Annotated in this window: 13 protein-coding genes and 1 pseudogene; 9 read left to right on the top strand and 5 right to left on the bottom strand. The window is 60.5% G+C overall.

The window, feature by feature from the left end:
- Positions 1 to 94: 94 nt before the first annotated feature.
- Positions 95 to 1,090 (bottom strand): TraB/GumN family protein, encoded by a 996-nt coding sequence (locus ACP7D4_RS26825; RefSeq protein WP_426212384.1) that lies wholly within the window; start codon positions 1,088 to 1,090, stop codon positions 95 to 97.
- Between the two features lie 279 nt (positions 1,091 to 1,369).
- On the opposite strand from ACP7D4_RS26825, the gene ACP7D4_RS26820 reads away from it, so the two are divergent.
- The 3 genes from ACP7D4_RS26820 to ACP7D4_RS26810 all read left to right on the top strand — a co-directional run bounded on the left by ACP7D4_RS26820 (position 1,370) and on the right by ACP7D4_RS26810 (position 2,948).
- Positions 1,370 to 1,708: a hypothetical protein gene (locus tag ACP7D4_RS26820; protein WP_426107586.1), complete on the top strand. Its 339-nt coding sequence runs from the start codon at positions 1,370 to 1,372 to the stop codon at positions 1,706 to 1,708.
- Between the two features lie 184 nt (positions 1,709 to 1,892).
- A complete protein-coding gene (locus ACP7D4_RS26815; RefSeq protein WP_426107585.1) occupies positions 1,893 to 2,267 on the top strand; it encodes a hypothetical protein in 375 nt (124 codons plus the stop codon).
- A 39-nt stretch (positions 2,268 to 2,306) separates the two neighbouring features.
- Complete coding sequence (locus ACP7D4_RS26810; protein ID WP_426212382.1) at positions 2,307 to 2,948, top strand: GGDEF domain-containing protein; 642 nt, start codon at positions 2,307 to 2,309, stop codon at positions 2,946 to 2,948.
- A 65-nt stretch (positions 2,949 to 3,013) separates the two neighbouring features.
- Here ACP7D4_RS26810 and ACP7D4_RS26805 read toward each other — a convergent pair whose 3' ends face one another.
- The 4 genes from ACP7D4_RS26805 to ACP7D4_RS26790 all read right to left on the bottom strand — a co-directional run bounded on the left by ACP7D4_RS26805 (position 3,014) and on the right by ACP7D4_RS26790 (position 7,140).
- Entirely contained in the window at positions 3,014 to 3,676 is a 663-nt protein-coding gene (locus tag ACP7D4_RS26805) for a dihydrofolate reductase family protein (protein ID WP_426107583.1), read from the bottom strand.
- A gap of 103 nt (positions 3,677 to 3,779) precedes the next feature.
- The gene (locus ACP7D4_RS26800; RefSeq protein ID WP_426212380.1) at positions 3,780 to 4,760 is read right to left on the bottom strand and encodes a GlxA family transcriptional regulator; all 981 of its coding nucleotides are present in this window, start codon (positions 4,758 to 4,760) and stop codon (positions 3,780 to 3,782) included.
- Positions 4,757 to 5,314 (bottom strand): isochorismatase family protein, encoded by a 558-nt coding sequence (locus ACP7D4_RS26795; RefSeq protein ID WP_426107581.1) that lies wholly within the window; start codon positions 5,312 to 5,314, stop codon positions 4,757 to 4,759. Before ACP7D4_RS26795 ends, ACP7D4_RS26800 begins: the two co-directional genes overlap by 4 nt.
- 146 nt (positions 5,315 to 5,460) lie before the next feature.
- The gene (locus ACP7D4_RS26790; protein WP_426212379.1) at positions 5,461 to 7,140 is read right to left on the bottom strand and encodes an AMP-binding protein; all 1,680 of its coding nucleotides are present in this window, start codon (positions 7,138 to 7,140) and stop codon (positions 5,461 to 5,463) included.
- Between the two features lie 389 nt (positions 7,141 to 7,529).
- Between ACP7D4_RS26790 and ACP7D4_RS26785 the strand changes: the two genes are divergently transcribed.
- The 6 genes and pseudogenes from ACP7D4_RS26785 (at position 7,530) to ACP7D4_RS26760 (ending at position 14,120) form a co-directional block, all read left to right on the top strand.
- Positions 7,530 to 8,285 carry a DUF3348 family protein gene (locus tag ACP7D4_RS26785; RefSeq protein ID WP_426107579.1) on the top strand — a complete coding sequence of 252 codons (756 nt, stop codon included), beginning with the start codon at positions 7,530 to 7,532 and terminating at the stop codon, positions 8,283 to 8,285.
- On the top strand, positions 8,278 to 10,437 hold the full coding sequence (locus tag ACP7D4_RS26780; protein WP_426212377.1) for a DUF802 domain-containing protein: 2,160 nt from the start codon (positions 8,278 to 8,280) through the stop codon (positions 10,435 to 10,437). Before ACP7D4_RS26785 ends, ACP7D4_RS26780 begins: the two co-directional genes overlap by 8 nt.
- Entirely contained in the window at positions 10,437 to 11,072 is a 636-nt protein-coding gene (locus tag ACP7D4_RS26775; RefSeq protein ID WP_426107611.1) for an OmpA family protein, read from the top strand. The genes ACP7D4_RS26780 and ACP7D4_RS26775 overlap by 1 nt, the downstream gene beginning before the upstream one ends.
- Positions 11,065 to 11,829: a DUF2894 domain-containing protein gene (locus ACP7D4_RS26770; protein WP_426212375.1), complete on the top strand. Its 765-nt coding sequence runs from the start codon at positions 11,065 to 11,067 to the stop codon at positions 11,827 to 11,829. Before ACP7D4_RS26775 ends, ACP7D4_RS26770 begins: the two co-directional genes overlap by 8 nt.
- 349 nt (positions 11,830 to 12,178) lie before the next feature.
- The gene (locus ACP7D4_RS26765) at positions 12,179 to 12,499 is read left to right on the top strand and encodes a hypothetical protein (RefSeq protein ID WP_426212373.1); all 321 of its coding nucleotides are present in this window, start codon (positions 12,179 to 12,181) and stop codon (positions 12,497 to 12,499) included.
- A gap of 272 nt (positions 12,500 to 12,771) precedes the next feature.
- Positions 12,772 to 14,120, top strand: a pseudogene (locus ACP7D4_RS26760) (IS1182 family transposase).
- The last annotated feature ends 318 nt before the right edge of the window (positions 14,121 to 14,438 follow it).

The raw sequence follows: 14,438 nt of genomic DNA, 5'->3' as shown, positions 1-14,438 counted from the left end.
CTGGCCTATCTTTTTTGCATGACGTCCCACGCTGCCATGGGTGAAAGTTTACTGAACGCCCTCGAAGAGCCCGGGATTTAGCGCCCCGGCGAGCCTAGGATTTCAAAGGACGTAACACCGTATAGCCTCTGGCCTGCAAATCCGTCATCACATAGTCTGTGCGAAGTATGTTGCTCAGCTTAAGCATGGCGAAGCTGGTGGTGTGCGTGGCCAACGCGTGCTCGGCCGCTTCGAGCCACAGCTTGCGCACGCGCTTTTCCGCCCCCTCCAACCCCAAGCCATCCCGCAACGCCGGGCTGCTTGCCATCGCGCTCTGGCAGGCCGCTTCGCGGTCGGCAAAGCTCAGTTTCCGGATCTCGCCAAGGTCGCCCTTGGACCAGGCATTGGCGCGCTGGCGCATCACATCGATGTCAATTTCGAGGCGTTCGATGGTGGTCTTGAAACAGGCCGCATCATCCATCGATCCCTGCTTGAACTCCTTGAGCGTTTTGCCGGGATTGGGAACGTCCAGCTGAACGTGCGAATTCATCACCTTGACGTTGTTCTTGGTCAGCAGCGCCTGGATGGCTGTTGCGACTTCGTCGCCCGTCGCGAAGCCGGCATGCTGCAGGCCCGCGCGGTACAGCGTTTCGGCGGCAAATACAGGACGTTCACTTTCCGCATCGTCGCTAACACCATACTTTGCCTTGAGCACGCGCCAGCGCGCATACACTTCGGGCGGCACCACGTCGCGCAACATCGCCCCGCCAGGGTTCTTGCGCATGCCCACCATATGCGGCAGCATCTTCAAGCCACCCCACAGGCCCACGCTTGCACCGAGCGTAGGCGGCGACAGATACAGCTGCGACTGCGAAATGATGGCCTCGACTTGCTGCGAACGCCACTGCATTTTGACCGGCAGTGGCGAATAGGTGGCAAACACCCACAGCACATGGTCGCCCTTTGAGATTTTCCACATGCCAGGACCTGGCCGCTGGCCGACCACGAGCACCGTGCCGGGCTTGTCGACTACGGCCGGGGCCGCCTCTGTTTGTGCCCATGCGGGTGCGGACAGCAGCAAGCACAAGGCGATACAGGTTTTACGCAGCATGAGGCAGCCCCTTTGAAGTGGATGATGCGCCATGATACGGCAGGCTTGCGCTACGCTTAGTTGTTTTCGATATGCATACCGGTGCCTGCCTGAGAGTAATGTTCGGCGGCCTGGCGGCACCAGGCCAGCGCCGGCGCGTCCTTGCGCAATGCGTGACGACGCGCATTTACTTGACACAACTCGTCTAGCGAATTGAGGCTTCTAACTCTTCAATCCGAATACGGACCCGACCGGCGAACATGGCATACTGCCTGCCCTGACTTCCTTCTATCCGGTGCCATGACGACTGCCCGCTTTACCCTTGCCTGCGTTGCGAACGCGCTTTTTCTAATCTTGCAAGCCATGCTGCTCGTCGCGCTTGGCAAGGGCATGGCCCAGGAATTCCAGCATATCTATCGCAGCTTCAGTGCACCGCAGACTTCCTTTAGTGTTTTCTTCCTCGCGAACTACAGTGCGTGGTGGCTGGCGTTTGCAATCTGCCTCGTCGCAGCTTGCACAGGTGCCTGGCGCAGGTCAGCGCCGGTGTTGTGGTGGACACTGGCATTGTCAGTGCTGTCATTGCTGAGCATGGTCGCCGCTCTTTATGGCGGCATCTTCAAACTAGGGCCGGCGGTATAAAAATCTCAGCGGACCTGGCAGGTACTTGAACAGTCAGCCAGGCTCGACAAGACGTTCGTTTTCATTCAAATACTATTACTAAACAGAGTGACGCATTTTGTCTCAGAGCGAGCAGAAAATGACGAGTAAGGGCGCAGCAAGCGCAAATGAGTCAAGGTCGGATCAAGCGCTGCGTGAGCGCCGCATGCTGATCGGCTCCCTGTCCTATCTGGTGACCTTGTCTCTGGTGCTGGCATTCTGGTATTTGGGCGATTACGGTTTTGACGTCGTCCGCAATTACGTCGCCACGGTACTGGCGCTGGTCGCCTTCTTTTTCGTGATGATCCGTAGCAACCAGAATTTGCGCTTTGCCGATCCAAGCATGACGCTGGCGCAAGTGTCGACGTCAATTTTGCCCGGCTATTACGTGATGTTCCACTCGCAGCAATCGCGGCCGGTGTTCCTTATTTTGGTGATCTCGGCGGCCATGTACGGCCTGTTCCCGTTTCGCATGCGCGACTTCATGACCTTGAGCTCCGTCGTCATCGGCGGCTATGCCGTGATGATCGTGATGCTTTAGACGTTCCGGCCGGCTGAAATCCATCTGAAGCTTGAAATCTTGCAGTGGTTTTCGCTCACCGCGACTTTTTTGCAGTTTAGCGGCCTTGGTGGGTTTATTGCCAACTTGCGCAAAAAAGTGAAGAAAAATTTCAATGAATTAGCGCTGCGAAACGGCGAGCTGGTAAAAGCGTTGCAGCGCATTGAAGACCTTGCGATGCGCGATGAACTGACGGGCGTATTTAACCGCAGGTTCCTGATGGAAGCCATCCGCAACGAAAAACTGCGCTGCGACCGAACCGGCATCGTATTCACGCTGTGTATTGTTGACGTGGACCATTTTAAGCAGGTCAACGACCAGCACGGCCACCTTGCGGGCGACCAGGTATTGCAACAGATCGCCAGGACCGCCAGCGATGCATTGCGCCAGACCGATATTTTCGGCCGTTACGGCGGCGAGGAATTCGCCATGGTATTGACCGGCACCACCAGCGAAGGCGCTATTATCACCGCTGAGCGGGTCAGGCGCCACATCGAGGAAATTGATTTCACCTCGATCAGTCCCGGTTTCAAGGTGACGGTATCGATCGGCATTGCCGACTCCTTGGGAGGAGAAGACCCCGCGCTGACCTTCAAGCGCGCCGACGAGGCTTTATATGCAGCCAAGGAAGGCGGGCGCAATCGTTGTTTAGTGGCCCCCTGACTGTGACTGCCGGGCAGTGAACGCCCGGCTCTCTGGGAAGCCAGCTAGAAAACTTTAACGCAATTTCATGCCTGCGTGTGCCCTTGCCGCCGCAGCACGACATGCGTGGCTTTCTCTGACGCTACTGATTGCACGCACGCGTATCCTAGAGAGCGCAAATCGATCCCTTCGAACAGAGGCTTTCCGCGGCCCAGCAGGACGGGCGAGATAGCAAAGTGAAGATCGTCAATCAGGCCTTCGCGGAGATACTGCCTGATCGTTTCCGGTCCGCCGCCGATCCGCACATCCTTTCCCGCTGCTGCCTCGCGTGCGCGGTCGAGCGCCTCGTGAATGCCGCCGGTAACAAAGTGGAACGTCGTGCCGCCTTCCATCTCGATGGGGGGACGAGCATAGTGGGTCAAGATGAAGGCGGGGACGTGATACGGCGGATTGTCGCCCCACCAGCCTTTCCAGTCCGGGTCCGGCCAGTCTCCACGATCGGGGGAGAACATGTTCCTTCCAAGAATCCAAGCCCCGACATTTTGAAAGCCACGGGCGGCGAAATCATCATCCACCCCGGTCGTGCCGCCGTCATTGCCGAACAAGGCGTGCTGAAACGTGCGCGTCGGAAATAGCCACTTGTGCAGCTCCGTGCCGCCAATACCGAGCGGATTGTTGATGTCTTGATCCGGACCTGCGCCGTAGCCATCCAGTGAAACGGTGAAGCCTTCAACGCGAACTCGTGTCATCGTTTTTCTCCGTGGTGTATTACATTGTCTGCCGATTCTACGCGCAGGTCAGACGGCAAAGGCGACTGTCCATGCACGGATGGCGGCACTGCCCGTGGCGTGGTCAGACCCCGGCCAAGCTCACAGGGCGTGATGGCGTGCCGGGCACCGCAAAGTGTTGCCAAGCGCGCCGCAGCTGGGTATCCGAACTGAAGCCGGCCGCCGCTGCCGCTTGCGTGACGCTGTCGCCCGACGCCAGCGCCGTCTGGGCCACGGCCAGCCGGATCCGGCGCAGGTACTGCAAGGGCGCAATCTGCGCATATTCCAGGAACAAGCGCGTCAGGTGGCGTGGCGAAGTGTGGGCCAGCGCCGCCATGCCCGGCACCAACCAATCCGACTGGGGCGACTGGCTCACTGCGTCCTGTACCCGGTGCAGCGCCGGATGCACATGGCTACGGTAGGCAAGAAAGGGCGATAGCTCAGGGTCGTGCGGGCCACGCCGCAGCGCCACCACCATGGTCTGCGCCACCTGGGCCGCCAGCGCCGGGCCGCAGATGGCGTCAATCCGGTGCAAGATCAGGTCAATGCCGGTGGTGACGCCTGCGCTGCTGTAGACGGGGCTGTCCTCCACGAATACGCGATTACGGACCACGTCGCATGCCGGCGCCACGCTGTGCAGTTCATCGAGGTGGTGGTGGTGGGTCGTGGCGCGGCGCCCCGCCAGCAAGCCCGCGTGGGCAGCCAGGACTGCACCGGCACAAATGGTGACCAGCTCAAGCCGGCCTGGCGCCAGCTGCAGGGGGCGCAGCCAGTCGAGCAAGGCGCCTGTGTCGGGCGAGTCGATGCCGATGCGCGGACCGGCCTGTCCCACCAGCACCACCCAGCTGGGATGCGCTGCAAGCGAGGCGGGCAGCGCTTCAAGACCGGACAGCTGCACGCCGACCGAACTGACGGATTCGGCACGCGGCGCGCAAAAGCGCAGCGCGAACGGCGCCGCCCTGCCCTGCTTGTGCATCAGCCCATTGGCGATGCGCAGCGCCTCGGCCGGGCCCGCCCAATCGAGGATCAGGCTGCCCGGCAGCAGCAGGAACAGCACGTCGATCATGCAGTTCGCGCCAAGGCTTGTTCCACCGTGCACAAGGTGGCGAAACGCTCGCTCAGGACCGTGGCGGTGCGCGATGTGATGTCGGCTGCGCTCAGGGCGCTGCCGTCTGGCTGCAGCATGTCGAACGTGAGCGTGGCGTCGGTGACGTAGTCGACGGTCCAGCCCAGGTCGGAGGCATGGCGGGTCGTTGTCTCGCAGCATTGCTCGGTGCGGATGCCACTGATGATCAGGCGCCCTATCCCCTGTTCGGTGAGCCAGACGTCCAGCCCGGTGCCTACCAGCGCGCTGTGGCGGCGCTTGAGGAAGCTGGCTGCTGGTGTAAAGTCGCGCAAGCCGCGCATCGGCACCACGTGGCCAGACTCGAGCGCGAATGGGTTGTCCGCCTGGGCCGGGCCGTCCGTATGCAGGACCCGGACGATAGGGATGCCGCGTTCTTCGCAGCCTGCGATCAAGTCGTTCTGGAACTGCAGGTAGGCGGCCGCGCCGCTTTCGGTGAAATACGGACGGTGGCGGAACGATTCCTGGACATCGATCACAATCAGACACGTTTTCATGGGAGGCTTTCTTTTGGTGGTGAAGTATAGACCTCCATTGTGATAGTGCGGCGCAGTTCCCGCCGCTCACTGGCAGACCAGTTTCGATCATTTCAGGACATTGCACCTGACCTCATGTCAGTGCGCCTGCCCTGCGCACGCAGGGATTACCCGGCCAAGCCCAGTTCGGTTGTAACCAGTTCGCGCAGCAAATATTTTTGAATCTTTCCTGTCACCGTCATCGGGAAGCCTTCAACAAATCGTACGTAGCGTGGAATCTTGTAGTGGGCGATCTGGCCGGAACAAAACGCGCGGATTTCGTCTTCTGTCGCCTGCGTGCCCGGCCGCAGCACAACACAGGCACATAGCTCTTCGCCATATTTCTTGTCCGGCACTCCCACGCACTGAACGTCGAGCACTTTGGGGTGGCGGTATAAAAACTCTTCTATCTCGCGCGGATAAATGTTCTCACCCCCTCGAATGACCATGTCCTTGGCGCGGCCAACAATTGCCGCGAAGCCCTGCGCATCGATCACGGCCAAGTCCCCCGTGTGCATCCATCCGGCAGCGTCGATGGCCTCGCGCGATTTTTCTTCGTCGCCCCAGTATCCCAGCATGACCGAATAGCCGCGCGTGAGCAGCTCGCCCTTGACGCCGCGCGCGACGATTCTGCCGGCGGCATCGACGATTTTCACCTCAAGATGGGGATGGATGCGCCCGATGGTGGAGACGCGCAAATGGACCGGGTCATCGACCGAGCTTTGGAAACTTACTGGTGACGTTTCGGTCATCCCGTATGCAATGGTGATTTTGGCGAGATGCATTTTCTCGATGACCCGGCTCATCACCTGCGCCGGACACGGCGCACCAGCCATGATGCCGGTACGCAGCGTCGACAGATCATAGTTGGCAAAATCCGGATGATCGAGCAATGTGATGAACATCGTAGGCACGCCATGCAATCCGGTACAGCGCTCGGCTTCTACAGTTGCCAGCACGGCTTTCGGCTCAAAGCTTTCGCCTGGAAACACCATCGTGGCACCATGCGTCACGCAGGCAAGATTTCCAAGCACCATGCCAAAGCAGTGGTAAAGGGGAACTGGAATGCACAGCCGGTCCGCAGGACCGAGCTTCATCGCCTCACCCACAAAAAATCCATTGTTCAGAATATTGTGATGAGTAAGCGTCGCCCCTTTGGGCGAACCGGTGGTGCCCGACGTAAACTGGATATTCACGGGCTCGTCGAACTGCAGCGCCGCTTCGATGTCTGCGAGCTGCGCCAGCTGCACCGTAGTGGGCGCTGCGAGCAAGTCGTCGAAATTTAGCATGCCGGGGGTTTTCTCGGTACCGAGGCGAATGACATGGCGCAGATGCGGCAGACCGGACGACTGAAGCTTGCCGGGCACGCTGCCGCGCACTTCGGGAACCACGTCTTCGATAATGGCAATATAGTCGCTCGACTTGAATGCGGGTGCCATCACCAGGGCCGAACACTGCACTTTATTGAGAACGTACTCGAGTTCCGAACGTCGGTACGCCGGATTAATATTCACCATCACCAGCCCGGCCCGCGCTGTGGCGAACTGGACCAGCACCCATTCCGCGCAGTTCTGCGACCAGATGCCAACCCGGTCCCCCGGACGCAATCCCAGCGCCAGCAGGCCCGCCGCCAATCGGGTGACGCGGGCATTGAGTTCGGCATAGGTCCAGCGCACGTCTTGATGAGGGACCACGAGTGCATCATTGTCGGCAAACCGCCGGGCGACGCCCGCCAAAAACGGGCCGATGGTTTCGCCGATCAATGGAACGTCGTGCGCGCCGTGTACATAGCTAAGTTGTTCTTGCATGTTCTCTCCAAGTCGTTGTTATCTGTACTGCGGGACGCTTTGCCTGACGCTCTCATGCTCGAGACGCATGCACTGAATGTCGCGCGAAGGCGGCGCGCCGAACAGCCGTGCATCTTCACGGCTGCGCTGACAACTGCGCGGCTACCTGCCCTTTTCCGCGTAACGGGCACCGCTAATGGCAGAATAGCAGTTCGAAGTCGACAACGGCACTGTCGATGATGGGGCGCGACGAATCGCCCCTGCCATCGGCCTTAACCCGCCGGATTTGAGTTTCCCACTCATAGCCGATATAATCCTGGAACATTATTTCCAAGAAATAAGGCACAAGCCCGCATGTCGGCGTCCGCACCCAGACACCCGCCTCCGTTTCGACCCTGACTCCCTGCGCCATGACGCGCGTCCTTCCTCCTACAAATTTCCATAGTTCCCAACTCATCCGCTGCCTTGCTGAGCTCGACCTGCTGGAAGGCGCCGAGCCAACGGGTGACTTTGCGGACGAGCTGGGACGGTGGATGCACTTTACCGACGCGATCGCCTTATCGTCCGTACATGAAAACGGCGTGGCCAAGCTACCGGCACAGAGCCCGGAGCAGCGCGCAGTGACCGGCGCGCGACTGCTTGCTGAATTTGAGAAAATCCGCGCCTTCATGATCAACGCGATCACGAAAAGCTGCGCGCCCACGGGCACCAACACGCCGATCAAGCTGCCGCTGCTGCTCGAAGCGGAAATATCGTATGCGCCATACTGCCGATTTTATGAAGCGCACCAGCGCGACATGGAGCTGAGCGTCGAGCCGTTGCGCGTGAATCTGCGCGCGGCGCTGGCCAAGGCCTCGCCCCAGCTGAGGAAGCTGGCCGAGCTCGACGCCGTAATGGACAAATTTTTGCGCCCGCGCGAGAGCCAGCTGCTGGCCAGGGTGCCGGTGCTGCTGCAAAAACGCTTTCTTGCACAGTACGGCGCGCATCTGGAACAGGTCGCCGCGAGCGGCCAGGCAGATAGCCCGGCGGCCTGGATGCAACCCGGCGGCTGGCTGGCTGGCTTTTGCCAGCACCTGCAAACGCTGCTGCTGGCCGAAGCTGAACTGCGCTTGCAGCCGAGCGCAGGACTCCTTGAAGCATTCAATCAACAAGAAAATCATGAATAAAGTTTTATTTAACCTTGCTTTTTGCATTGGAGCGCTGGCAGTCATCTGGGTCGGCTACGGCTTCATCGATTCCAGCGCCCTGGCAATGGCGATGACGGCGCTGATCTTCGTCGTGTATCTGGCCGGCGCCTTGGAGCTGTACCGCTTCCGCAAGGCGAGCGCCAGCCTCACGCAGGCGCTGCGTGCGATCCCGGCAGACCTTCCGGACTTGAACCACTTTTTGGCTGGTGTCGATGGTTCGCTGCAGCATCCCGTACGCCTGCGTATCGAGGGCGAGCGCGCCGGCTTGCCCGGCCCTTCCCTGACACCCTACCTGGTCGGCTTGCTGGTCATGCTGGGCATGCTCGGTACTTTTCTGGGAATGGTGGTCACACTCAAGGGAGCCGTCTTTACCCTGGAAAAAACTGCCGACCTGGACGCCATGCGCTCGGCGTTGGCGGTGCCGGTAAAAGGCCTCGGCCTGGCTTTCGGCACCTCGGTTGCCGGTGTGGCGGCCTCGGCGGTTCTGGGATTGATGTCGGCGCTCTGCCGTCACGAGCGGATGCAGGCAGGCCAGCTCCTCGACGCCAAGGCCGCTTCGGCGCTGAGCATCTTCTCGCACACCCGTCAACGCGAAGAAACCTTCCGGGCGCTGCAGTCGCAGTCGCATGCCTTGCCGCAAGTGGTCGACAAACTGCAGGCAATGATGCTGCAAATCGAAGCGATGAGCACGCAACTGAACCAGCGCTTGCTCGCCAACCAGGAACAGTTCCACAGCAGTGCAAGCGAGAATTACACGGCGCTGGCGCGTTCGGTCGACACATCGCTGCGCGAAAGCCTGGCCGGTAGCGCGCAGGCGACGGGCGAGAGCATCAGGCCGATATTTGAAGCGGCCATGCATGGCATCGCGCAGGAAGCCAGAGCGATGCATGAGCGCACTGCCGGTACCGTGCAGCAACAGCTCGACGGCATGGCCGATCGCTTCAGTGTTGCCACCGCCAGCGTTGCCCTTACATGGGACGCCGCGCTCGACAGCCAGAAGCAAGCCAATCGCAGCCTTGCCACCGAAATGGGGCGTTCCCTGGAAGCGTTCAGCGCCTCCTTCGACCAGCGCGCAGGCGCACTGATCGAGAAAGTTGGCGACGCGCATGCAGGCTTGCAGGCCCGGCAGGGGGCGCAAGACGAGCAGAGCCGGCAGGCCTGGACGCAGTCGCTGGAAGCAATGGCGGCAACGCTCACGCACCAATTGCAGGAAAGCGGAGGCCAGGTGCTCGCCCAGCAGCGGGAAGTCTGCAGCGCCGTCACGCACGCCGTGCGCGAGCTTGCCGATCAAGTACAGGCCGACGCCGGCAAGTCGCTCGCGGACACGGCACGCCTGGTCACGACGGCCGAAGACTTGATGCGCTCGCGTATTATGTCCGAAGCGCAGTGGCTGGACCAGCACCGCGATCGCATGGATCAGCTGGCCGGCCTGCTGCAGGCCGAACTCGGCGCGCTGCGCACGCAGGAGGCAGCGCGTGGCGACGCGGCGGTGGCGCATTTGGGCGAACTGCAAGCCGCCGTCACCACGCATTTAACAACCCTTGGCACCGCTTTGGAAGCGCCGATCATGCGCCTGGTCGAGACCGCCGCCGAGGCGCCCCGCGCAGCCGCCGAAGTCATCGGCCAGCTACGCCAGGAAATCTCCCATAGCCTGGCGCGCGACAATGTTCTGCTGGAAGAACGCAGCCGCATCATGGAAACGCTGAACGCCCTGCTGGACGTGATTAACCATGCTTCACACGAACAGCGCGCAGTGATCGACGCGCTGGTGGCGTCGTCGTCAGTGAAGCTTGACGACGCCAGCACGGCGTTCGCCGCAGACATCGCCAGCGAAACAGGCAAGCTTTCCGAGATTGCCGCCAGTGTCACGAGCAGCGCAGTGGATGTGGCCAGTCTGGCAGACTCCTTTGGCGTGGCCGTCAACTCCTTCAATGCAGCGAATGAAAAACTCGCATCCAACCTCGACCGCATTGAAGTCGCCCTAGACAAGTCGATGACCCGCAGTGACGGGCAGTTGGCCTACTACGTGGCACAAGCGCGTGAGATCATCGACCTTTCCATGAGTTCGCAGAAGCAGATTGTCGAACAGCTGCGCCAGCTGCCGGCCCTGCAGGCGGACAAAGTCGGATGATGGACGATCTGGACGCATCCGAACACGGCGCGCCGGTCTGGGCTGTTTTTGGCGACCTGATGGCCGGCCTGCTGGGCGCCTTCGTGCTGCTGTTGGTGGCGGTGGTTGGCGTGCAGATGGAGCTGTCCGCCAACCTGCAGCAAGAAGTCAAGAAGCGGCATGCCGAAGAACAGCGCCGACTGACGCTCGAGAAGGCCTTGGCGGTTCCGCTGGCGAGCGGCCGCATCACCCTGAACAATGGCCGCATCGGCATCAGTGGCCAGGTCCTGTTCGCTCAAAATTCGGACCAATTGCAGCCGGATGGACGACAGTTGCTCAGCAGCTTGGTGGGCCCGCTGCGCGCTTACCTCGCCGCGCGCGACGAGATGCTGATGGTCAGCGGCTTTACCGACGACAAGGCGATCCGCAACGGGCCGTTTGCGGACAACTGGGAACTGTCGGCGCAGCGTGCGCTGACGGTGACGCGCACGCTGGTCGAGCAAGGGATGCCTTCGTCGATGGTGTTTGCCGCTGCCTTCGGTTCGGAGCAGCCGGTAAAACCAAACCTGGATGACGCCGCGCGCGCGCAAAACCGGCGGGTGGAGATGGCGCCGGTACCCAAGTCGGCTCCTGCCAAAGCGCCTGCCAATGGGTGACGCTGCTATACAGATGGCGCAATCTGGCATCGACGCACTGCTTGCAAGCATGCGCGATCAGGGCAGCGAACGCTATGATGCCGCAGGGTGGCACTATCTCGAAACGCTGGCGCGGCGCGCGGCGGTGCATGAGGGAAGCGTGCGGCGTTTGCTGGAGGCGAAGCTTGCGCGAGCGGCGGCTGCATTTGCCGGGCGATTTGCGCAGACGCGCTCTGCTGCGGCCGAGCTTCTTGCTGCTGCTTGCAAGGAGCATCCGCGAGCGGTCGGCGAGCTGCAGCAACTGTTTTCAGAGAGCGATTTCAAAGGCTTGCGGCATTTGTGCGCCACGCTGGAGGCGCGCCAGCAATGTACGGCATTGGTTGAACTGGTGTCGCAACTGGAACCTGCTTTGGCCGCTACACCGGGGCACGCGCCCGTACATCTTGCAACATCGCGCACAACCGCGGCCAGCCCCCTCCCCCTCGAACTGAAAACCGTGCGCGAATCACGCGCTACCTGGGCCAGGATGAGCGTCGAGAGACAGCTGTCACAGGCCATGAAACAGGCGCCGAAAAATGCGGGGCCGATCAATTCGCACATGCTGGTGCTGCGTTCGCTGGCGATGATGCAGGCAGTGTCGCCGGATTACCTGAGCCGCATGGTGTCTTACGTTGATACGCTACTTTTTCTGGATCCGGGCGAAAAGGATGTGCCGGTCAAGCGGAAAAAGACGCTGCCTGGCAAGATAGCCAGGCCGTCGAAGGCGATGAAAAAATAATGCGGGTCATGGTGTTACGTCCGTGGGATGGCGGCGCGCGTTCCTTGGTGTCTACGCCTTAACGCAGTGTTCGTGGTGTTAATTTTGCGCGGCAGCGCCAACCTCGAAGCTGGAGGTCGTCGTCGCAAAGTGCGAGGCTCGTCTGGCCTTGTGCACGTCTTTCATGTCCGCCACCTGGTGCGACCGGCCAAGCAGCACTGGATGGCGTAACTGAATAGCACATCCTGCACACCCGGCGCGCGACGACAGTCGGACCCAGCTCTGAAGCGCGCAATTATGGTCGCGCGGCAACACTGTGCCGTTCGACAAAGGTTTTCGCTATCATCAACGTATCAACTGAGGAGTAATCATGAAAATCAACAAAGATGTCCACCTGGAAGGCCAACTTCCCATACCAAGCCATCCTGCCGATCCGACTGCCAATAGCGACGCCAACAAGGTCGTCGGTGAAGAAGTCTTGCAAACACCTGACTACAACGCGCCGCCATCCGAAGGTGCGATCAAGTCTACCGGGCCTGCGGCCGACCCCGGCGTTGGCGGCGCCATGGGCCAGCCGCCGCCTGCCGCGCGGGCTGCGAGCGACGTTCCCGAAGGAAGCGCCGACGCCGACTTGGGCGAAAACCAGGGCGGTGGCGACGAGATTGCCGACGAAATGAAGGCGAAGCACTAATCCAGGCACGCGTCATCCGTGACAACGGCCGGGCGCGACTTGGCCGAGGCAACCTCACTTGCGTCCTTCCGGGCAAGCCGAATCGGTCAGAGTAATTTTCCCGTCAGCAGCCCGACATTTATGCACCGCGGTCCCTGCGAAGCTGCACGGGGTCGGTGCTGACATTTGGACACCGCTTCTGCCCTAGCAGCCTGTCGGACTTAGCCCTCGAAATAAAATCGCGGTACCGGTAAAATGGCAGCTACCGATGAGTTGGCACGAGTGAGGCGATGATGAGCAGTTTTATTCCAGTAGATCGACAGACCGACTTTCTGTTCCCTCCTTCAGTGCAGGACTGGCTGCCCGAGAATCATCTTGCGCGTTTCATTGTCGAAGTGATTGACAGTCTCAATTTGACCGAATTAACTCGTCAATATGCCGGTCGTGGATCGGCGGCCCACCATCCGGCAGTGCTGTTGGGTTTGCTAATTTACGGGTACTCGACGGGACTTCAAGCCGCAAGATCGAGCGCGCGACTTATGATTCGGTGGCATTTCGCTACATCGCGGCCAACACCCATCCCGACCACGATACCCTGGCCAGCTTTCGGCGTCGGTTCGGCGCGCAATTCGAGCAGTTGTTCGTTCAGGTGCTGATGCTGGCGCGCGAAATGGGCATGCTCAAGATGGGCAAGATCAGTGTGGACGGCAGCAAGTTCAAGGCGAATGCGAGCAAGCATAGCGCTCTGTCCTGGGGCTACATCAAGAAGATCGAACAGCAGTTGCGGCAGGAAATCCAACAGCTGATGGCGCTGGCCGAATCCGAGGACCGTAAGAAAATCCCCGACGGGATGGATGTGCCGGAGGAGATCGCGCGCCGCGAGACGCGCCTTGCAGCACTCGGCGAAGCCAAACGCAAGCTCGAGGAACGCGCGCAAGAGCGTGATGCGCAAGCCCAGGCAGAATATGAATCGAAGCTGGCCAAGCGCCAGGCCAAGCGTGACGCTGGCAAAAAGCCAGGCGGCAAGGACCCTGAGCCGCCAACCAGCGGACCGCAAGACAAGGATCAAATAAACCTGACCGATGAGCAGTCGCGCATCATGAAGACTGGCGGGGGCTTTGACCAGTGCTACAACGCGCAGGCGGCGGTTGATACCAATAGCATGCTCATCGTTGCTAGTTTCGTGACGCAGGCGGGTAACGACAGTCAACAAGTCAAGCCGATGCTGGCAGCGCTGGAGCGGCACCAGGAACACCTGGGCAGGCCATCTCAATTCCTCGCCGATACCGGTTACTTCAGCGCCGCCAATGTCGATGCCTGCGAGCAGGCCGGCATCACGCCAATGATCGCCACGAAACGATCGCAGCACCATGAGCCCGTGCTCGAGCGCTTCACCGAGCCGCCGCCACTGGACGTCGATGCCGACGCTGTCACCGCCATGGCTCACCGGCTCAAGACCCGCAGCGGCCGAGCCGATTACGGCTTACGCAAGCAGACGGTCGAACCCGTGTTCGGCATCATCAAACATGCAATGAAATTCCGTCAGTTTCTGGTGCGCGGCGTGACGAACGTGGGCAACGAATGGAACTTGGTCGCCCTTGCATGGAACATCAAGCGAATGAGCGCATTGAAAATGGCCTGAAGTAGCCCGAAGGGCGGCAATCGCGTACAAAACAGCCGTGCCAGGGACATGCGAAACGCTCCGATTCGAGCACATCGGCGACCAACGCCGTCCGCAATTAAAAAAATTACCCTGACTCGCCAGAAGCGTTACGTTTGATGAGCGCAAAACTTCAAGTCCGACAGCCTGCTAGCCTGAATGTTTCATAAACTGCCACTGCGTGTCCGGCTGGCCGACGCAGTGCCTCATCGGCAGCAATTTCAATGTTGCGAGCAATAGCTCCCCTACCCATTTAAACGGGACATTAATGAAGCGGCATGGGGTTGATGTTTGGCGGCG

Origin of the sequence: Massilia sp. TWP1-3-3, from assembly GCF_049897805.1 — a bacterium.
Classification (GTDB): Bacteria; Pseudomonadota; Gammaproteobacteria; order Burkholderiales; family Burkholderiaceae_D; genus Telluria_A.
Note: the sequence above shows the minus strand (reverse complement) of the source record. Positions and strands in the feature narration are given on the sequence as shown.

Bases quoted from the DNA above. Each gene is read 5' to 3' on its own strand.
- ACP7D4_RS26825 (WP_426212384.1), bottom strand. From the start codon at position 1,090: ATGCTGCGTAAAACCTGTATCGCCTTGTGCTTGCTGCTGTCCGCACCC.
- ACP7D4_RS26820 (WP_426107586.1), top strand. From the start codon at position 1,370: ATGACGACTGCCCGCTTTACCCTTGCCTGCGTTGCGAACGCGCTTTTT.
- ACP7D4_RS26815 (WP_426107585.1), top strand. From the start codon at position 1,893: ATGCTGATCGGCTCCCTGTCCTATCTGGTGACCTTGTCTCTGGTGCTG.
- ACP7D4_RS26805 (WP_426107583.1), bottom strand. From the start codon at position 3,676: ATGACACGAGTTCGCGTTGAAGGCTTCACCGTTTCACTGGATGGCTAC.
- ACP7D4_RS26800 (WP_426212380.1), bottom strand. From the start codon at position 4,760: ATGATCGACGTGCTGTTCCTGCTGCTGCCGGGCAGCCTGATCCTCGAT.
- ACP7D4_RS26795 (WP_426107581.1), bottom strand. From the start codon at position 5,314: ATGAAAACGTGTCTGATTGTGATCGATGTCCAGGAATCGTTCCGCCAC.
- ACP7D4_RS26790 (WP_426212379.1), bottom strand. From the start codon at position 7,140: ATGCAAGAACAACTTAGCTATGTACACGGCGCGCACGACGTTCCATTG.
- ACP7D4_RS26785 (WP_426107579.1), top strand. From the start codon at position 7,530: ATGACGCGCGTCCTTCCTCCTACAAATTTCCATAGTTCCCAACTCATC.
- ACP7D4_RS26780 (WP_426212377.1), top strand. From the start codon at position 8,278: ATGAATAAAGTTTTATTTAACCTTGCTTTTTGCATTGGAGCGCTGGCA.
- ACP7D4_RS26775 (WP_426107611.1), top strand. From the start codon at position 10,437: ATGGACGATCTGGACGCATCCGAACACGGCGCGCCGGTCTGGGCTGTT.
- ACP7D4_RS26770 (WP_426212375.1), top strand. From the start codon at position 11,065: ATGGGTGACGCTGCTATACAGATGGCGCAATCTGGCATCGACGCACTG.
- ACP7D4_RS26765 (WP_426212373.1), top strand. From the start codon at position 12,179: ATGAAAATCAACAAAGATGTCCACCTGGAAGGCCAACTTCCCATACCA.